Raw genomic sequence first — 19,641 nt, 5'->3', positions numbered from 1 at the left:
CGTACATTAAGTATAAACCTGTTCTGCTCTCATTCAGAAACCGGTTTCGGTCAGTTCAATTATTGCATCGTTGGCTATGGATGTAAAGCGTTTTATTATGGATGCTAAAACCGAAAAACCAAGCGAAACATAGGCCGTTTACTCTAGATTATCAGCGTTATTTATATAAATTTGCATCTATAGGATTACGGTTGGTCTGCCTCTATTCAAACAACATCCTACAATATGTAAATATTGGCCCCAAAATTACGAAACAGTTTCGTAAAAATACAATAGAAAAGCCTCCGGAACCCCGGAGGCTTTTATCTGCTTGTCGATCGAATCTTAGCAATCGAAGTACAGGGAGTATTCGTGCGGATGAACACGAATCGCAACCGCTTGAGCTTCGCCGCGTTTCAGCTCGATGTAGTTATCGATGAAGTCCTTAGTGAACACGCCGCCTTCAGTCAGGAACTCATAATCGGATTCCAGAGCGTCAAGCGCTTCGTTCAGGCTGCCCGGAACGCTGCGGATTTTGCTCTTGTCTTCGTCGGACAGTTCGTAAATGTTCTTGTCGAGTGGACCGTAGCCCAGTTCGATCGGGTTGATTTTCTTCTTGATGCCGTCCAGGCCGGCCATCAGCATAGCGGAGAAGGCCAGGTAAGGGTTAGCGGTGGAGTCCGGTGTACGGAACTCGATACGACAGCCCTTAGGTGTCACAGCAGCTACCGGGATACGGATCGCAGCGGAACGGTTGCCTTTGGAGAATACCAGGTTAACCGGTGCTTCGTAACCAGGAACCAGACGTTTGAACGAGTTGGTGCTCGGGTTCGTCAAAGCGATCAGCGCCGGAGCATGGTACAGGATACCGCCGATGTAGTGCAAAGCCATTTCGCTCAGGTTGGCATATGCGCCTTTTTCGTAGAACAGAGGAGCGTCGCCATTGAAGATCGATTGGTGAACGTGCATGCCGCTGCCGTTGTCGCCGAAGAGCGGTTTAGGCATGAATGTTGCCACTTTGCCGTATTGGCGGGCAGTGTTATGAACGATGTATTTATAAGTCAGGAGGTTGTCGGCTGTTTTCTTCAGCGTGTCAAAACGGAAGTTGATTTCCGCTTGGCCGGCCGTCGCCACTTCGTGGTGATGACGTTCGATTTCAAGCCCGGCTTCGCCGAGCAGACGGCACATTTCGCTGCGGATATCTTGTTGGGAATCGACTGGAGCTACCGGAACGTAACCGCCCTTTACCGGAATCTTGAATCCAAGATTGCCGCCTTCTTCTTTACGGTTCGTGTTCCAGGAAGCTTCTTCGGAATCAACGAAATAAGAGGAGCTGTTCATGGTGCTTTCAAAGCGCACGTCGTCGAAGATAAAGAACTCGGACTCAGGCGCGAAGAATGCCGCTGTGCCTACACCGCTGGATTGCAGGAATTCTTCGGCTTTCACTGCGATGCCGCGCGGGTCGCGTTCATACCGTTCGCCGTCCGGTGTGAAGATGTCGCACATAACGTTCAACGTCGGATGAGCAGTAAAAGGATCGATGTAAGTACTGCTTGGATCTGGCATCATTACCATGTCCGATTCTTCAATACCACGGAAGCCCTTAATGGAAGATCCGTCGAATGCTACGCCGTTAACAAATGTTTCTTCTTCAACCGCGGAAGCCGGCAGCGTGATGTGGTGAGCATGTCCCCCCAGATCAACAAAGCGGAAATCCACCCATTCGATATTGTTTTCTTTGATCGTTTGCAACACTTTTTCAACCGACATGATTTTTCCTCCCCAAAATTCCGAACATTAGGCCGCTCTCAGTATCAAATGTTCTGTTTTTAATTTTTTTGCTGTCGTCATTATAAATCCCATACCTAACATCGTCAATGCTTATGTCAGGTATTTCTTGAGACAATGTAAGTTTTTCTGACGCTTTGGTGAAATTTGAAAATAGCCTGTCCAAAGACTGGAAACTGCCTGTTTTATATGCCGAAAAGGCCTTCTTGCCCTGTTCCAAAAACAGGGAAGAAGACCGCGGGTTTTACCCTAACCCGGCTGATCAACCAGCCGTAACCGGCGAAAGGGATTCGGAGAATTTACGTCCAACAAGCGGTGCAATCTGTTCCAGCTCACGCAGCAGAACATCGAATTGCTCCGGGAACAGCGATTGTACGCCGTCGCCAGTCATGGAATTGTCCGGATCGGTATGCATTTCGATGATCAGGCCGTTCGCTCCGGCGGCTACAGATGCTTTGGACATTGGGGCTACCAGCTCGCGGCGGCCCGTGCCATGGCTCGGGTCGGAGATGACCGGAAGATGGCTCAAATTTTGCAGAACAGGGATCGCTGACAGGTCGAGCGTATTCCGTGTGTACGTTTCGAATGTACGGATTCCGCGCTCGCACAACATGACATCGCGGTTGCCGCCGGCCAGGATGTATTCTGCGGCATTGAGGAATTCATCGTACGTCGCGCTGAAGCCGCGCTTCAGCAGCACCGGACGGCCGCAGGTTCCAAGCTTGCGCAGCAGATCGAAATTCTGCATGTTCCGCGTGCCGACCTGAAGAATATCGGCGTATTCGGCGCAAATGTCGACGTATTCCGGCGTCATGACTTCGGTGATGGTCAAGAGGCCATGGCGCTGGCCAGCTTCGGCCATCATCTTGAGGCCTTCCACGCCGACGCCCTGGAAGCTGTACGGACCGGTGCGGGGCTTGAAGGCGCCGCCGCGCAGCACCTGGCCGCCGGAGGCTTTCACCAGGCGGGCGATTTCATCGATCTGCTCCGGTGTCTCCACGGCGCAAGGTCCGCCCATAATCACCAAATTTTCGCCGCCGATCTTTACGCCGCGGATGTCGATAATCGTGTCTTCCGGATGAAAGTCGCGGCTGGCCAGCTTATAGGACTTGGAGATTTTCACAACGTTCTCGACGCCTTTCATCTGCCGCAAATGTTCGGCAAGCTTCGGCGTAACCCCGCCGATCAGCCCGATCACTGTATGGTCGGTTCCGCGCGATACATGGGCCTGAAGGCCTTCCCGTTCAATGGCGGCAATAATATCGCTGACCTGCTCCTGCGGTGTTTGGTTGGATGTAATAACGATCATAATTAAGCTCCCCTTCTCGCATATAAAAATAAATGTATGCTATGCCTTGGTTTTCGATCATAAACGATACGTTTGTTTTTCACTTAGACGCGTGTACGCTTTTAAGCACTAAAGTAATTCTACATCATATTCCATGCTCCGTCAATCAAAAAAGCGCCTCCGCTATATGCGGAGGCGCCTGATACGTTATAAGTTCTTTTGGTCTTATGGATTATGTTGTGCTTGCACTCTTGTTCTTCACCGGCGGCAGCAGCTTCGCCATATTCACCGTCCGTTTGATCTCCCATGTCTCCGGAGCGGCAGGGTCGTACTGCTCCAGATATTGGATCACTTCTTTGGTAATCGGCGTCGGCGTCGAAGCGCCGGAGGTAACGCCGACCTTCTGGACGCCCTTTAGCCATTCCAGCTGCAGCTCGCTGATGTCGGCGATCCGGTGAGCCGGCGTACCGGCGATATCCTCGGATACCTGAGCCAGACGGTTGGAGTTATTGCTGCGCGGATCGCCGACGACGATGACGAGATCGCACTGTCCGGCCTGCTCCGCTACCGCTTCCTGCCGCACCTGCGTGGCCATGCAAATTTCATTATGCACTTCCGCGCCGGGGAATTTCTCCAGCAGCTTTTTCATAATGTGCTTGATATCCCACTGGCTCATTGTCGTCTGGTTGGTGATGACGATACGGGACGAGTCGATCGTGAGGCCGGCAATCTCTTCTTCTTTTTCAATCAGATGGACATGTTCGGGAGCGATGCCCACTGCGCCTTCCGGCTCGGGATGCCCTTTTTTGCCGATATAAATAATATCAAAGCCTTCGGCCGCTTTCTCACGGATAAGATCATGGGTCTTCGTGACGTCAGGGCAGGTGGCATCCACTGTCGTCAGCCCTTTCTCGCGCGCCAGTCTGCGCACTTCGGGCGACACACCGTGCGCGGTGAAGATGACGGTTCCCTTGTCAACCTTCTCAAGGATCTCCAGACGGTTAGCGCCGTCCAGCGTTATAATACCATCGTCCTCAAAAGAGTTGGTGACATGGCTGTTATGCACAATCATGCCAAGTATATAAATCGGCCGGGGCAGGTCGAGATTAAGCGCAGCCTGTCTTGCCATCACCATGGCGTCGACAACGCCGTAGCAATAGCCCCGGGGAGAAATCTTTATTACTTCCATTTCGGTGTTCACCGGCTTTCTGCTGTCAATGACGGCTGGATTGGGACTCGTTTCACATTATACCCTATTCCAGCGGAGGAGCAAAGAGAAGCGGGAGCCAGATGATGAACGTCGTGCCTTCCCCTTGCCGGGTGACAACCTCCACAGAACCCTTATGTTCATCGATAATCCATTTGGCAATGGATAATCCGAGACCGATGCCCTCGGTCATGCCCCGCGATTCGTCGGCCCGGTAAAACCGGTCGAAAATATGCGGCACCTCGTCTTTATCCATCCCGATTCCCGTATCGCTGATGCGCAAACCTACTTGATCCTGGTAAAATACCGCGCTAAGCGTAACTTCGCCCGACGGCGTGTATTTGAATGCATTATCAATAAAAATAAACATCATCTGCTGCAAGTAGTCTTTGTTGCCGACGATGTACTTGCCGTTCAGGTTGGTCAGATCGCCGACAATCCATTCCGCCTGCCGCGGCAGCAGCGCTGCCCGCCGGGCCACCTCGGTCATCATCGGCTCCAGCGCCACCGGCTCCTTGTCAAAGGTCCGGCCGGTATCGGCGCGGGCCAGCGACAGCATGTCGCCGATCAGCCGGCTCATCCGTCTCGATTCATCCGCAATATCCTGCACCGATTCAATCGACAGCTGGCGGATTTCGGCTTCGCTCATTTTGCCGTCGCCCGGTCCAAGCTCCCATACCTTCTGGAGCAGCTCGATATTCCCGCGGATCGTCGTCAGCGGCGTCCGCAGCTCATGCGAAGCATCGGATACAAAGCGCCGCTGGGTCGCGTAAGAGTCTTCCAATTCCCGGTAAAAACCTTCCATCCGTCCAAGCATGCTGTTGACCGTCTGGATCAACCGGCCGATCTCGTCGGAAGGACCGTCATATTCAATCCGGGAGCTGAGGTCATTGCCGGTCTGGATTCCGTTGGCCGCCTCGATGACTTTACCGATCGGGCTCATCGATTTGCGGGCCAGGAACAGTCCGAGCGTAAAGGCCGCAATGAGCGTTGCAAAAGATCCGACGAGCAGAATATTTTTCAACCGGTCCAGCAGCTTAACCTGCTCTCCCGTATATGTGGCCACCTGAAGTACACCCGACAAATCGCCGGATGTGGTCGAAATGCTGATTGCCGTCTGATAGATCAGAAACGGGTTGCCTGCGACGGTCGTTTGAATGAAGACCGGATGGGTTCCCAACGCTGATTTTTCAGGGACGCCGAACTGGAGGCCTGTACTCTTCAGGCTGTCGCTGGCGATCAGCCTTTTGGCTTCGTAGATATAGGCCTGCGCAAACAAGTTTTGACCTTCGGGCCCGGCAACCGTCAGCTTCAGGTCATAGTTCCAATCCGAACTGAACTTGACCATGCCGGTCTGGTATTTAAGCTTGTCCTTGATATCATCGTAAGTGCTGTAATAGACGAAACCGTAAATCGCGGCTGATAAGGCCAGCAGCATAACGGCCAATATTCCTGAGAACCACGCTGTCAGCCGCAATTTGATCGACATGTTAATTGTCACCCCGTAAAATGTATCCGGCGCCCCGGATCGTCTGAATCAGCCGTTTACCGCCATGCTCTTCGGTTTTTTGCCGCAGCATCGCGATATAGACTTCAAGCACGTTGGATTCTCCGCTGTAATCGTAGCCCCAAATTTTATCCATGATGAGATCGCGGGAAAGCACGCGCTTCGGATTCTGCATAAACAGATGCAAAAGTTCGAATTCTTTCGCCGTCAGCTCCAGCCTTTTGCCGCTTCGGGTCACCTCGCGAGAATCGACGTCTAGCGTAAGATCCTCGAAGGTAACGGCGGCCTCCGCGCCGTTGCCGTGGTCGCTTTTGCGCCGCAGCAGCGCCCGCACCCGGGCAAGCAGCTCCTCGAGCGCAAACGGCTTGACCAGATAATCGTCCGCGCCGAGGTCAAGCCCTTTTACGCGGTGTTCGATTTCATCTTTAGCCGTCAGCATCAACACCGGCACGTTGCTTCCGCCTTCGCGCAGCCGGCGGCATACCTCAAAGCCGTCCACCTGCGGCATCATTACGTCCAGAATCACGACATCCGCTTCGTTGGCGGCAAAGGTGCGCAGACCTTCCGCGCCGTTGGCTGCCGTTTTCACGTCGTAGCCCTCAAAAGCCAGGCCCCGGCGGAGCATCGAAGTGATTTTTTCGTCGTCATCAATGATTAAAATCGTTGGCCTCATTCAGCTTCCCCCATTATCTCGTTCGTTTCTCTTATTGTAGCATGAATCTGCGGAATCGCTTACTTCCGGTATAGAAAGAGCGGAAGGGCAGCCCCTTCCGCTCTTGAGTCCCGCGCTTGACTAGGATTACCGTTGCTGCGATTGGGTACTCGAAGTATCGAAGTCATTTTTGTTGCCGATCGTTACGACGAGATCCATTTTTTTGCCGTCGCGTACCACGTTCAGCGTCACTTTGTCGCCAACCTTCAGCGATTGGATATAGGTAATCAGATCCTGGTTGGTCGCGTATTTCGTGCCGTTGGCGCCGGTAATAATATCGTAAGGGCGAAGATCCGCATTGTAAGCCGGGGATTTAAAGACGATTTCAGCTACAACAGAGCCCTCTTTAATGTCCGTGCCCATTTGTTTCGCCACTTCATCGGTAATGGTCATGAGCGATGCGCCAATGAACGGTACCGGTTCTTTAGGAATCTGTTGATTGGCCTCCAGCTTGTCTACGACTTCTTTGATCGTGTTGACCGCGATCGCGAAGCCGATGCCTTGGGAGTCCGTGCTGACGGCAACGTTCATGCCGATGACTTGGCCGTTCAGGTTGAGCAGCGGTCCGCCGGAGTTCCCCGGGTTGATCGAAGCATCCGTTTGCAGCAGGTTTTTGTAGTTGCGCGTGCCGCTGCCGTCTTCTTCATTGATGTCGATGCTACGGCCTTTGGCGCTCAGCACGCCGGCCGTAACGGTGTGGTCGAAGCCTTGCGGGTTACCGATGGCTACGACTTCATCGCCGACTTTAATTTGGTCGGAATCGCCCAAGGCTACGGTCGGGAAGTTGCTGCCTTCAATCTTCAGGACGGCCAGGTCCAGATCTTTGCTGGAGCCAAGCAGCTTCGCTTCGTAAGGTTTGGTTGTTCCGTCGATCGTTACCTGGATGACATCGGCGTTCTCGATAACGTGTTCGTTGGTCAGAATATAGCCGTTGGAATCATAGACGAACCCGGTGCCGATTCCGTAAGGAACGAGCTGTGAGCTCGACGAGGAGCCTTGATCGGATTGCGAGTTCTGATCAGAACCGGAGTTACCGCCGAATTGATCCCCGAAGAAAAATTGCGAGAACGGATCACTCATGTTCGGATTGGAAGAACTGCGCGAGCTTTGTTTTACCAGCGTCTCAATCTTGACTACCGCCGGTCCAACGCCGTCAACCACATTGGCTACGCTGCCGGAGCCGGTTACCAGGGATGTTGTCGAGGTCGAAGGTACTGCGGTGGCGCTGCCAGCCGCCGTCTTTGCCGCAGAGCTTGTAGCCGGAGCGGAGGTTGCCGGATCGCCGGTGAACCAATTGCCGCGGTCTGCCATAAACATCGAACCCGAGAGAACCAGCATGCCGGCCAGGAATGAAGCAACGACGGCTTTTACCGGCTTTTTCGGCTTGTGATTGTACTGCCAGCCGCCGTTTCCTCCATTGCCGTTCCCGCCGTCCGAACCGTTGCCTCCTCTTCCCCCGTCACCGACGGTGCGCAGCGATGTGCTGTAAGGGAGCGGTTTTACCGGGCTCGGCGGAGTAACTTCCACCCGTTCCGGTTCCATGCGGCTGTAGTGCTGTGCGCCGTCGGTTTCGTTTTCTTCATTGTTAATCGATTTAAAAGGCCCGTAAGAGTAGTAGTAAGAAGAGTTCTGTTCAGCGCCTTCTGTTTCGTTATTGCTTCTATTATTATCCCATTCCCGATCTGGCGCCGTTTCCCGATCACGATTGTAATTGTTTTTGCTGTCGTCCATGTTTTCTTTCCTCCCGTGCCTTGCCGCTTCCGGCAAGGAATTGTTGTTGTTCTTGATGTTCTTATTTTGTACTTTAAACCTTAAGTCCACATTAAAAACAATTTAATGGTAGATAAAAGATAAGGGAAATACCTCCACAAAGCGTACCCCGGAACTAATAAATTTTATATATGCAAAAAAAGCCCGCGGCAGCAAGCGCCAGCGGGCTTTCGGTATTAATTGTTATTAGGCCTGCGCCCAGCCTTTGCGGTGCGCGTAAATCGCCAACTGCGTGCGGTCCTCCAATTCGCACTTCATCAGCAGGTTGCTGACATGCGTCTTGACCGTTTTGATGCTGATATGCAGCTCCTCGCCGATATCCTTGTTGGTTTTGCCTTCGGCGATGAGAAGCAGCACTTCTTTCTCCCGTTCGGTGAGACCGGAGGAATCGCCTTGAACCGTCCGCTGGCGGATGCCGCGCGTCAAAGCCTGCGATACATCGCCCGTCATCACCGGCATGCCGCGGAAGGCGCCTTGCAGCGCATAGATCAATTCCTCGGCGGATACCGTTTTGAGCACATAGCTGACTGCGCCCGCCTCGATCGCGTCAACGACCAGATCATCCTCGAGGAAACTTGTCAGAATCACGATTTTGAGACCCGGGAATTCGGCCAGCACCGCCCGGGTGGTCTCCACGCCGTTCATGACCGGCATCATCAAATCCATCAGCACTAAATCCGGCAGCCCTTCCGCGCCCCCGCTGCGCAGCATTTCCAACGCTTCCTGCCCGTTCGCCGCCTCGCCGATGACCTCAAAACCCGGATCAAGCAGCAGGTAGGTTTTCAGCCCCATCCGCACCATATCATGGTCGTCGACCAGCAATACCCTGATGACACTCATGCCTCTTCCTCCTTCTCCTGATTTCCTTGCACAAATTTAGGGATATGTACGCGAATCGTTGTGCCCGCACCCGGCCGGCTGATGATCTCGACTTGTCCGCCCAGCTTCTCAGCCCGTTCGCGCATCGTCGTAAGGCCGTAAGAGCCTTGCTTATGCTGCACATGCTCAAAGCCCTGGCCATCATCGCTGATGCTCAGCACGACTTGTCTAGGCGCTTCGCGCAGCGACAGGCTGACGAGCCGCGCACCGGCGTGCTTCACAATATTCGCCATGGATTCCTGGATAATCAGGAATAATTGATGTTCAATTGCTTCAGACAGTTCACCCTGAAGCTCAAGCTCCTTGATCCCTTTCAGATTATTCTGGCGGCAATAATCCGGGAACCATTTTTCGAGTGCAGTCAGCAGCGTCCGCCCTTCCAGCTCCACCGGACGCAGCTGTGCGATCAGCGCCCGCATCTGTTTCTGCGCCATTTGCGACATCGTAATCAGCTGCTCCATGACCAGTTTGCCGTGCTCTTCGCTCCGTTCCAGCACTTTAGGCAGCGAAGAAGCGGACATATGAATCGCGAACAGCTGTTGGCTCACCGTATCATGCAGATCCCGGGCCATTCGCCGCCGCTCTTCAAGAACCGCGCTCTCCGCTGCCTTTTCCTTCTCGATGACTTCCTGTTCACCGAGCCGCTGCAGGAGTTGCATTTTATTTTCCACCGTGTCCATCATCATGTTGAACTCGTGATATACCCGCGTGAACGACTGATCGTCGCTTTCGGGCATCCGTACGGACAGATTGCCTTTGGCCACCTGCAGCATGTTCAGATCCAGAAGATCGATCCGCCGCTGGATACGCTGACCGGCCATGTACCCGACCACTACGGTAAACAGTACAATGCTGACAATGAGATAAACCCACATTCTGTAGTCCACAACTTGGATGAAATTAAGGCAGGTCCCCACATAAACGAAGCCGGCAGTGACACTGCCGCTCAGCAGAAAATAAAGCAGCAGCAGCCATTTCGTATTTTTAAAGATCGTCCCCATTCCCATGCGTCAGCCCACCGTTTTAACTTTGATATCCCCGATAAACGCGCTAACGTTAATCCGGATTTTTTTGCCTGCTTCCTTATAGTAAGGAGTGCTGCATTGCACGCTGCTCATAAACCCGCTGCGCGATTGATCCAGCACATGCATGTCCCCAATGAAGGAACTGCTGTTCACGGTGACACCCAGATCCATATCGTCCGGAATGTACACCTTGATGTCGCCGACGAAAGCGGAGATGTTTACCTTCGTTTCGCCGTACGGAATTTGCGCATTGGTCAGATCAAGCACGGTGTCGCCGATAAATTGCGAAATATTTGTCGGCTTTAGTTGAAAATGCTCGCGGCCCATATGCACGTCGCCGATGAAGGCGGAACGGTTCTCTGTCTCCCGGTGTCCGCCTTTCGTCTGAAATTCCTCATGCCATTCGCCGTGACGGCGGGCATGGCGCTCGGCATGACGTTCCGCATGGCGCTCCATGCGTTCCTGCCGTCTGCGCTCATGGCGTTCGCGGTTTTCCTGCCAACGGGCTTCCGCCGCGGATTGGAAATAATTTTTCTGCTTGGAATCCCCGCCTTCCCCTTCATCATCGGCAGGGTCGCTTTTGGACAAATATTCGTTCCAGTTCCGTTTGTCTGCCGGCTTGCCGAACTTTTGCTCAAACTGTTCATCCAGCGTCGACTCCAGCGGAGACGGCGGCGGAACATCGAGGGGGTTCGGTCCCTGCGGCTTAAAGGTTGGCGGAACAGGAGGTACCGGAGGCGTTGGCGGCTCGACGCGGCGCGGCCGGAAGATCACGAACAGCCCGCCTAGAATCAGCATCGCCGGGAACAGCATCCGGAAGAAGTCGCTGGCCGACAAGTAAAACAGTTCCAGATTGCGCCCCAGAAAATAAGCGCCGATGGCCATAAAGAGCAATCCCCAAAACGCGGCGCCGAACCGCGAGGAATGATCATCCGTGGATATCAGCCGTTTGAAGCCCAGCAGAATCAGGATGACCGGCCAATAGGTTGAAACCAAATAGCCAATATCAAACTGGGCGTAACCCAGCTGTCTGAGCAAAAACATGGCGCCGATGCCGATTAGGATCAGCCCGCCAAGCACTTGACCGGCAAACCGTCTTTTCATCTTCATATCCCCTTTAGGTTTCTTATAGCCTTAGTCTACAAGAAAGCGGCTTCCCGGTACAGCGGCGTGAGAAGGAAATGCTTCTCCGTCCCGGGACTGAGGCAGATGGAAAACAGGTGAACTTATTTAAGATTATAACGAAAAAAAGACTGCTTCGCAGCCCGAATCCGGGCATACGGAGCAGTCTCTTTGCCTGTGCGGCAATGACTTGCTTTAGGTTATTGTTGCGGTTTTTGCACCGGTTTGGCAACCGAAGTGCTTTGCTTTGAAGCGACGTCGTTTTCTACGGCAAACTCAGCATTGTATTTTTCGTTTGGTGTTTTATAATTTTCTACCACTTTTTGCTTTTTAGCCATGGATTTCACCTCCCTTTGATCACAATCCGTATTATGGGATGGTGAGCAAGGGATTATGCATCGCCAAGCGAAAAAGTCTTCAGGTCATACGGCTCCGCCGCGCTTCGCTAAATCAGTTCTTCCAGTACATCCTGCGGAACGCCTTTGTACGTCTTGATGGCGGCCCCAAGCTGCTTCAGCATACTTTCGGTGCATTTGCCGCTTCCCCGCTTAATCACATGTACGGTGACGGTTTTTTTGCCCCATTCCTTATACACCTGCTTGGTAGTGGCAAAATAAAGGTCGATTTTCTTGCCTTTGATGGCAGAACCGGTATCCGCAACAACCGCATAGCCGTATCCCGGGATGTAAAGAATACTTCCGAGCGGCAGCACCTTCGGATCCGCGGCAATCGTCGAGACGGCGTTTTTGTCCCGTCGTACCTTGACCCCCGAATAAGTAATGCCATACTGCGGATGTTTCGCCGTTTTACCGGTCGATTCTACCCCTGCCGTATACCCTGTCGCCGTAACTTTGAGCGAACTGACGATTTGCTCCGGCGCCGGAGCGGCAACCGGTAAGGATATCTGCGGTTTGGCAGGACTTTGAGACACCGGCTGATTGCTTTTAACCGCGGCCGGTTTAGTCGTTATAACGCTCGCCTTGCTGTTCTTTTGAACAGCAGCTGACTTGTTTTGCGCCGGCGAAGTTTGAACTTTTGTTGCCGATACTTTCGTTTCCGGCAAAGCCGTCCGTGCGGTGCTAACCTTCACTGTACTGCTTATATAAGGCTGGGTGCTCGTTTGCTTTATGCTGAAGCTCGGCTGATGTGCAGTAATGTCTGCTTCGATCAACGGCGCTGACGAAGTCCGCTTTTCCGGAAAAAAACCTGCGGCGGTAACCAGCAATACGACCGTGATGAACAGACACCATAACCTCTGGCATAAGCCCATTTTGTTCATTGATAAACCTCCCCCTATTAGGGAAGGTTGCCCGTATTACAGTATTTTATACATAAAACAACCCAAAAAGTGGGCTTTGGCCTGGAGTCGATACAGAAATTTGCGGGAGCCTCGTTTGGTAGATAAAAAAAGCCGGCCCGAGGGCCGGCTTAATAACCATTTAGATAACGCGTCCAGCCACTTCAGCGGCGAGCGTATCAATGACTTCCTGCAGCGGTTTGGCGCCGATATCGCCTTCCCCGCGTTTGCGAATCGAAACGGTTCCGGCAGATTGTTCGTTCTCGCCGACGATGAACATATATGGAAGCTTCTCAAGCTGAGCTTCGCGGATCTTGTAGCCCAGCTTCTCGTTGCGCAGGTCCACTTCGGCACGGATGCCGCTGCGCTGCAGCTTCTCGGCTACTTCTTTGGCATAGTCGTCGAATGCCGACGATACCGGAATGATCTTCGCTTGCTGCGGAGACAACCACAGCGGCAGCGAACCGGCGAAGTTCTCCAGCAGGAACGCCACAAACCGTTCCATCGTGCCGAGGATGCCGCGGTGCAGCACGACCGGACGATGTTTTTGGCCGTCGTCGCCGACATATTCCAGTTCAAAGCGTTCCGGCAGCAAGAAGTCGATTTGCACGGTGGACAAGGTTTCTTCCTTACCCAGCGCGGTGCGGATCTGTACGTCCAGCTTCGGTCCGTAGAAGGCCGCTTCGCCTTCGGCTTCGAAGAACGGCAGGCCAGCTTCTTCCGCTACTTCACGCAGCATCCGTTGCGCGGTTTCCCACATTTCGTCGTTCTGGAAGTATTTCTCGGTGTCCTGGGGATCGCGGTAAGACAAGCGGAAACGGTAATCGTGGATACCGAAATCGCTGTAGACCTGTTTGATCAGATCCAGCACGCGTTTGAATTCACTTTTGATTTGGTCGAGACGGCAGAAAATATGTGAGTCGTTCAGCGTCATCGAGCGCACGCGGTGCAGGCCGGTCAATGCGCCGGACATTTCGTATCGGTGCATGGTGCCCAGCTCAGCGATGCGGATCGGCAGATCGCGGTAGCTGTGCATCGAGCTCTTATAGATCATCATGTGATGCGGGCAGTTCATCGGACGAAGCACGAACTCTTCGGTGTCGATAACCATCTTAGGGAACATATCTTCCTGATAGTGCTCCCAGTGGCCGGAGGTTTTGTACAGGTCCACGTTGCCCAGCACCGGTGTATATACATGCTGGTAGCCCAGGCTGGCTTCAAGGTCAACAATGTAGCGCTCCAGAATGCTGCGCAGCTTGGCGCCTTTCGGCAGCCAGATCGGCAGGCCTTGGCCCACCAGCTGATTGAACGTGAAAATCTCCAGCTCTTTGCCCAGCTTGCGGTGGTCGCGTTTTTTCGCTTCTTCCAGGAGGTGCAGATGCTCGTCGAGCTGCGCCTTCTTCACCCAAGCGGTGCCGTACACGCGCTGAAGCATCTTGTTCTTGCTGTCGCCGCGCCAGTAAGCGCCGGCCACGTTCATCAGCTTGAACACTTTGATCTTGCCGGTGGAAGGCAAATGCGGTCCGCGGCACAGATCGAAGAATTCGCCTTGCTCATAGATAGTGATGATGCTGTCTTCCGGCAGCGCTTCGATCAATTCCTTTTTGTACGGGTCGCCCAGCTCGGCAAAAATATCGAGCGCTTCCTGGCGGCTTACTTCCTTGCGGACAATCGGCAGGTTCTCGGAAACGATACGCTCCATTTCCTTTTCAATCTTGAGCAGATCTTCCGGATTCAGCGGAGTTTCAAGATCCATGTCATAATAGAAGCCGTCTTCGATAACCGGTCCTACGCCGAGCTTAACTTCCTTTTGCCCAAACAGGCGTCTGGTCGCCTGAGCCATCAAATGCGCCGTGCTGTGACGCATTACCTCAAGGCCTTCCGGCGAATCCAGCGTCACGATCTCAATCAGCGCGCCTTCCTCCAGCGGGGTCGCCAGGTCGACGACGATTCCGTTCAGTTTGCCGGCTGCCGCATTTTTGCGCAGTCCGCTGCTGATCGAAGCGGCGACATCGTCGATGCTGCTGCCTTCCGCGTATTCCCGGACGGAGCCGTCCGGCAGTTTGATGCTTACCATGTGAATTCCTCCTAAATTGTGAGATCCCCTAATGAAACTTTGTAAAAAAACAAAAAACACCCGTCCCGCAAAGGGACGAGTGTTATACCCGTGGTTCCACCCAAATTCAATTCCCGCCAGCCGGCGAAAATCCTTCATTAGCATGGGGTAACGGCCATGAGCCGGCGTCTCCTACTATCCAGCGAACAGGTAATCAAACCCGGCCGGAGTTCAAAAACGCAGCTACAAAGGGGTAAACCGAAAATCGGCGCCGGAGGAACTTGCAGCCAGGTTTCCTCTCTCTGAACGGCCCGCACCAATCGATTCATGTCTTTGTCGAAGCAGATACATAATCGACATCATTATAAATCGTTTTGTCTTTCTTCGTCAAGCGTGCAGCCGCCAGCTGCAATAAGGAATTGCCGATTCCTACCGCAGCACCCGCCTGCTATTCCTCCTCTTTGTTCCGTTCAGTCAAGCGGCCGGACCGCTTTATTGACTCGCGCAGCAAATATTCAATATGTCCGTTGACGCTGCGAAATTCGTCCGCCGCCCAGCGTTCCAGCGCTTCGTACAGCAAGGGATCGATTCGCAGCGGAAAGCTTTTTTTGGCCGCCATAATGAATCGCCCCTAGTACAGCGACCCGGTGTTAATCACCGGACTTGCGCCGCGCTCGGATACGATCGCCACCATCAGATTGTTGATCATCGCCGCTTTGCGTTCTTCATCAAGCTCTACGACACCGCTCTCCCGGAGCTGGCGGATCGCCATGTCCACCATGCCGACCGCGCCTTCCACGATAATCTGGCGGGCCGACAAAATCGCGGACGCCTGCTGGCGCTGCAGCATCGTGCTGGCAATTTCCGTTGAATACGCCAGGTGGGTCAGGCGGGCTTCAATAACCTCCACGCCGGCCAGCGACAACCGCTCTTGCAATTCGGAAGCCAGCTCCTTGGCGATCTCATCGGCATTCGCCCGCAGCGACATGCCCCCAACCTGGAAGCTGTCGTACGGATATTTACTTGCAACATGGCGCAGCGCGGTTTCGCTTTGGATTTCGACAAAGGCCATGTATTTATCTACATCGAATAACGCTTTGGCGGAGTTGATTACCTTAAAGACAACCACCGCCGCAATCTCGATCGGATTGCCTTCTACATCGTTAACCTTCAGCTTGACGCTGTTAAAATTGCGGACCCGCAGCGAAACGGTCTTGCGAACGCTGAACGGAATAACCGCCCATAGGCCGCTGGAAGCAATGGTCCCGATGTATTTTCCAAAAAAAGTAACGACGACCGAGTTGTTCGGCTGTACGACCGTGATACTGGTGCAAAGAATACTTGCCACGATAAATGCCGGCGCCGCGATATACGCATTTTCATTTGCCGCCCCATATATTCCTAACCCGGCCAACACCACAATCAAGAGAATGACCCAAAACCCGCTCATGGGACGAAGCAGCTTCTCCTTCATCATGAAGCACCTCCAAATTAATATGTATTTGATATTTATATGATATCACTTTTTACTTTTAATGTAAATAGGCAGACTTAATTTTTACAAGATTGCTTGTCCAAAAAGATCACAGCAAACCTCCGTCTCGATCTCTATACTCTAACATGAGAATAACTTTCAGTTGAGGAGGCCTTTAATAATGAGCGTAAAAGAGCAAGTATTCGATATCATCAAATCCTCCCCGAACCCTGTAACCGCCGGCGAAGTGGAGAAATTATCGGGGATTGACCGCAAATCGGTGGACAAGGCTTTTGCCGAGTTGAAGAAAGACAATGCCATCGTCTCCCCGGTCCGCTGCAAATGGGAAGCTGCCGTGAAGTAGGATGTTATAGAGGAAAGCAAAAAGCCTCCAGGCCACGGGAAGTGGTGGGAGGCTTTTTATTTTTTCGTCTTCCAGTCATTTCCCATGTTACCAGCCTTGGGTATCAACGATGTAGGGTTTATCAAGGATATAAATCGCCCCTGCCTGTAAACCAATCCCAACAAGTATAATTAGAAGCGAAAATAAGATCCGGGAAACTCTAATTTTTTTGAGAAGTTTATTAATACTAAAAAATATCAGTGCATAAAGAGGTAAACATATTACTGAAATCATTGCACTCAACAAACCCTCTAAAAATTGCGCTTCATAATGTTCTGGATAAGTAATCAAAAAATATTTATTTACTGCATACGAAATCGCCACAGATATAAGGAACTCAAGGATTGCTAGGATTACCTTTTGTAGTACTCCCAAATTCATGGGCATTATAGACTGAACGATAAGAAAAATCATTAATGTAAATACGGCTATGAGAATAACCAAAACGGTTTCCACCTTACTCTCCATTCTCTGTCTTGAGACAAACTAAAATAGCCATTCTTATTTTATGGTGATTCTTCCTTCGTCGGTTTTCTCGCCTTTCCATACCCCAAAATCAACCCAACCACAAGCGAGACAACCAGTAACGACAGTGAGTTCGTAATTAAGAAGGCCATCCCATTGCCGGTCATCACCAAATGTACTGCATAGATTTCCATCAGACCGATTCCCAATAACATGGATAAATAGGACTTCAAATTTAAATCCTTAACCGACTTCGTTTTAATGATTTGGACAATCTGAGGAACCCAGCCTACGGATAAAATAATTCCGCCAATCAATTGCAATATGGAGAAGAGCATAATTCCAGAAGTCCCCCCCTTGGGTTCTCAGAATCCCGTTGCAAGCTTCCCGTCCGGTAGGTACTCCTTTCGTTCTTCATCGTCTCTCCAATCGTTTTACCGGCCTAATTATGGTTCCGCCTGTAACGATGATTTCTCTAGCCAAGTTGTGCGTCCTTTTCCTGTAGATCTGACCGGGGTCAGCGGTCGCGGCCGCTCATTCCGGTACTTCAATATATTCAGACACTCTCGCCTTTAAAATCTCAATTAATTCCTCATCCATAAACTGATATTCATCCGGTATATCAAGTCTAATGATGGGTTTTCCATTTAGCTCCTGACTAAACTTGGCTTTAAGGCGCTGCTCATGTTTTTTCTCCATCACAAAAATCTTGTCAGCCCACCCGACATGGCCTCCATTTACTTTTATTCTCGCATTCTCTTCTGTCCCCGCTGACTTTACATCATACATTTCGTACTGTGCAAAAATCTTCTCTGCCGTGAGGCTTCTCCACTTATTTCTGCTGCATATAAAGAGTAATTTTATCTTTCTCACCTTCCTTACAAAGATTTCTTCAGCGGTTTTTCAACCACAGACAACAAGCTTGGTTCGGCAGTATGCTCTTATCCGTTTCATCATTAGCTCCTCGTTTGGCAAATTTCTCTCCAGTGTCTCCAGGCCTGTAAATATTCGGGCAGATCATTAGGATGATGCTTGATTGAAAGTCCAATGCGGCAGTATAGCTGAATGGAAACTTCATCGATCAACCGCAATTTATCTACGGTTCCTTGCTCCAGAAACGCATAGGCTGCAAACAATGTATCCTTCGTAATATCGTCCGGTGAAGAACAAAAGGCATAAATAAAGTCGTATAGTAACGGGCCAACCATCGGCGATGGATCAATTACACCTATCAATTCGGATCGATCAAACACAAAATTATGTACGCCCGTATCTCCATGGAGTAAATACTGCTTCGCGATATAATCCGTATTAAACAACTTTGTCATTTGCGAGCGTACAAATTCATAATCCTCATTCGTTAACACATCGCCAATATTCTCTTTAGCTTCTTCAACGCTTGTTTCATTGAACTCCCACCAAGATGCGCGTGGATACCCTAACCTCCCCCACTTGTTCTCGGAATCACAGGTTGTGTATTTATTCAGCAGCTCAATGACAAGTTTGGTTAACCAGTCCCTCTTGCTTCCTCGATTAAAATGAGTCGTCCCTTCGGTATAAGAGTACACAAAATATGATTCGTCGGGAGCAACGAAGATGATTTTAGGCAGTAAATCTGAACTTTGATACGCCTCCAATAAGCGTACCGCCAACTGGATTTCATTGGGAGGATCGAACTTTAAAACGTACTTATCCCCTTGTTCAGAAGTTAACTTTACGATTAGTCCGTTGGTGGTTCCTGACATGACCTGAAAGCCGACGATGTTGATATCTAGATTATTCTCTACGAATAACCGGTTAATGTTCACTACATTAGGTTCAAAAATCATGAATCCTGCTCCTTATCAGCCTTTAGAAGTTTGATCTCAGAAATACTCTTTAATTTATGGATCGACTCTTTAAGCGCACGGCTCGTTTTCACTTCAACAACGACCGATAAATCATGTTCTTCGGCGAACTTTAATCTCTCTTCAATAGGGACGATTCCCGTACACAAGGGCTGATGATCCGATTGACCATTATAATCATGTAAATGAATGTGTCTTACCTGCTCGGCATGGGACAGAATAAACGGCTGCTCCTTATACTCTACTTTTGCATCATGGCCGACATCCCAAGTGAGATAGAAACGATCAAACATGCCGCTCAACTTATCTAAAGCACTACTCATAAATGGATAATGAAAATTACAGGCATTCTCGATGCACAGATTCACTGACAGTTGCTTGGCAAGGTCATACAGCTCCGCGCAAGAATCCAATAGTAATTCCAAATATTTTGCCTCATATTGCTCATTAATCCAAACCCTCTGTTGAGGTATTGTAAAATAAATCCCATTGTTCAAGTGCATATTCAACGTTTGAATTTCGGCCGCATGTGCCCATTCCAGGGTTTCTTTACAACGCTGGATATGCCCCCTGCGGATCGCGGGATGGAAGGATGACAGGTCCAATTCTTCAGGAAGATGAATGGTAAAATCAATGCCGTGGAGCCGCTTTAACCTCATGATCTCATTCGCAGGCATAGTTTCAGGCAGGCATATCGGCAAATTCATATTCAGCTCGATAAATGCCAGATCCAGTTCCTTGCAGAGCCGGATATTCTCATGAATATCTCGGAACTCAATTAAAGTGGGCATCCCCAATCGCATTGAAAAACCTCCAGTCTTT

General features: G+C 51.2%; 20 protein-coding genes. 1 reads left to right on the top strand and 19 read right to left on the bottom strand.

Annotated elements, in window-relative coordinates:
* Positions 1-324: 324 nt before the first annotated feature.
* The 14 genes from glnA to BMW84_RS00175 all read right to left on the bottom strand — a co-directional run bounded on the left by glnA (position 325) and on the right by BMW84_RS00175 (position 16,104).
* Positions 325-1,749 carry a type I glutamate--ammonia ligase gene (gene glnA, locus BMW84_RS00240; RefSeq protein ID WP_091063129.1) on the bottom strand — a complete coding sequence of 475 codons (1,425 nt, stop codon included), beginning with the start codon at positions 1,747-1,749 and terminating at the stop codon, positions 325-327.
* 280 nt (positions 1,750-2,029) lie between these two features.
* Positions 2,030-3,076, bottom strand: a complete 1,047-nt coding sequence (gene aroF / locus BMW84_RS00230; RefSeq protein ID WP_091063125.1) for a 3-deoxy-7-phosphoheptulonate synthase — start codon at positions 3,074-3,076, stop codon at positions 2,030-2,032.
* A 211-nt stretch (positions 3,077-3,287) separates the two neighbouring features.
* On the bottom strand, positions 3,288-4,244 hold the full coding sequence (locus tag BMW84_RS00225; protein ID WP_091067839.1) for a 4-hydroxy-3-methylbut-2-enyl diphosphate reductase: 957 nt from the start codon (positions 4,242-4,244) through the stop codon (positions 3,288-3,290).
* A gap of 64 nt (positions 4,245-4,308) precedes the next feature.
* Positions 4,309-5,751 carry a sensor histidine kinase gene (locus BMW84_RS00220; protein WP_091063123.1) on the bottom strand — a complete coding sequence of 481 codons (1,443 nt, stop codon included), beginning with the start codon at positions 5,749-5,751 and terminating at the stop codon, positions 4,309-4,311.
* A gap of 1 nt (position 5,752) precedes the next feature.
* The gene (locus BMW84_RS00215; RefSeq protein ID WP_091063121.1) at positions 5,753-6,442 is read right to left on the bottom strand and encodes a response regulator transcription factor; all 690 of its coding nucleotides are present in this window, start codon (positions 6,440-6,442) and stop codon (positions 5,753-5,755) included.
* Between the two features lie 126 nt (positions 6,443-6,568).
* A complete protein-coding gene (locus tag BMW84_RS00210) occupies positions 6,569-8,212 on the bottom strand; it encodes a S1C family serine protease (protein ID WP_091063118.1) in 1,644 nt (547 codons plus the stop codon).
* 225 nt (positions 8,213-8,437) lie between these two features.
* On the bottom strand, positions 8,438-9,091 hold the full coding sequence (locus BMW84_RS00205; protein WP_091063115.1) for a response regulator: 654 nt from the start codon (positions 9,089-9,091) through the stop codon (positions 8,438-8,440).
* The gene (locus tag BMW84_RS00200) at positions 9,088-10,131 is read right to left on the bottom strand and encodes a sensor histidine kinase (RefSeq protein WP_091067837.1); all 1,044 of its coding nucleotides are present in this window, start codon (positions 10,129-10,131) and stop codon (positions 9,088-9,090) included. The genes BMW84_RS00205 and BMW84_RS00200 overlap by 4 nt, the downstream gene beginning before the upstream one ends.
* A gap of 9 nt (positions 10,132-10,140) precedes the next feature.
* Entirely contained in the window at positions 10,141-11,259 is a 1,119-nt protein-coding gene (liaF, locus tag BMW84_RS00195) for a cell wall-active antibiotics response protein LiaF (protein WP_368086692.1), read from the bottom strand.
* Between the two features lie 218 nt (positions 11,260-11,477).
* Positions 11,478-11,615: a hypothetical protein gene (locus tag BMW84_RS24615; protein ID WP_175498622.1), complete on the bottom strand. Its 138-nt coding sequence runs from the start codon at positions 11,613-11,615 to the stop codon at positions 11,478-11,480.
* Positions 11,616-11,722: 107 nt separating this feature from the next.
* Positions 11,723-12,247 carry a 3D domain-containing protein gene (locus BMW84_RS24975; RefSeq protein WP_254772925.1) on the bottom strand — a complete coding sequence of 175 codons (525 nt, stop codon included), beginning with the start codon at positions 12,245-12,247 and terminating at the stop codon, positions 11,723-11,725.
* A 469-nt stretch (positions 12,248-12,716) separates the two neighbouring features.
* Complete coding sequence (thrS, locus tag BMW84_RS00185; protein WP_091063109.1) at positions 12,717-14,651, bottom strand: threonine--tRNA ligase; 1,935 nt, start codon at positions 14,649-14,651, stop codon at positions 12,717-12,719.
* Between the two features lie 427 nt (positions 14,652-15,078).
* A complete protein-coding gene (locus BMW84_RS00180; protein ID WP_091063107.1) occupies positions 15,079-15,249 on the bottom strand; it encodes a type II toxin-antitoxin system antitoxin in 171 nt (56 codons plus the stop codon).
* 12 nt (positions 15,250-15,261) lie between these two features.
* Positions 15,262-16,104 carry an SPFH domain-containing protein gene (locus BMW84_RS00175; protein WP_091067833.1) on the bottom strand — a complete coding sequence of 281 codons (843 nt, stop codon included), beginning with the start codon at positions 16,102-16,104 and terminating at the stop codon, positions 15,262-15,264.
* A gap of 181 nt (positions 16,105-16,285) precedes the next feature.
* Between BMW84_RS00175 and BMW84_RS00170 the strand changes: the two genes are divergently transcribed.
* A complete protein-coding gene (locus BMW84_RS00170) occupies positions 16,286-16,468 on the top strand; it encodes a transcriptional regulator (RefSeq protein ID WP_091063105.1) in 183 nt (60 codons plus the stop codon).
* An 87-nt stretch (positions 16,469-16,555) separates the two neighbouring features.
* Here the strand turns inward: BMW84_RS00170 and BMW84_RS00165 are convergent, their stop codons facing one another.
* From BMW84_RS00165 to BMW84_RS00145, 5 genes are all read right to left on the bottom strand, one after another.
* Positions 16,556-16,963: a hypothetical protein gene (locus tag BMW84_RS00165; RefSeq protein WP_139209572.1), complete on the bottom strand. Its 408-nt coding sequence runs from the start codon at positions 16,961-16,963 to the stop codon at positions 16,556-16,558.
* 50 nt (positions 16,964-17,013) lie between these two features.
* Entirely contained in the window at positions 17,014-17,310 is a 297-nt protein-coding gene (locus tag BMW84_RS00160) for a PQ-loop domain-containing transporter (RefSeq protein ID WP_091063100.1), read from the bottom strand.
* 196 nt (positions 17,311-17,506) lie between these two features.
* Positions 17,507-17,836, bottom strand: a complete 330-nt coding sequence (locus tag BMW84_RS00155; protein ID WP_175498742.1) for a low molecular weight protein tyrosine phosphatase family protein — start codon at positions 17,834-17,836, stop codon at positions 17,507-17,509.
* Positions 17,837-17,928: 92 nt separating this feature from the next.
* Positions 17,929-18,801: a phosphotransferase gene (locus BMW84_RS00150; protein ID WP_254772816.1), complete on the bottom strand. Its 873-nt coding sequence runs from the start codon at positions 18,799-18,801 to the stop codon at positions 17,929-17,931.
* Positions 18,798-19,622 carry a sugar phosphate isomerase/epimerase family protein gene (locus tag BMW84_RS00145; RefSeq protein WP_091063096.1) on the bottom strand — a complete coding sequence of 275 codons (825 nt, stop codon included), beginning with the start codon at positions 19,620-19,622 and terminating at the stop codon, positions 18,798-18,800. The genes BMW84_RS00150 and BMW84_RS00145 overlap by 4 nt, the downstream gene beginning before the upstream one ends.
* Positions 19,623-19,641 lie beyond the last annotated feature (19 nt).

The organism is Paenibacillus sp. NFR01 (assembly GCF_900111565.1).
Lineage (GTDB): Bacteria > Bacillota > Bacilli > Paenibacillales > Paenibacillaceae > Paenibacillus_AQ.
This window is presented reverse-complemented; position numbering and strand designations above follow the sequence as displayed.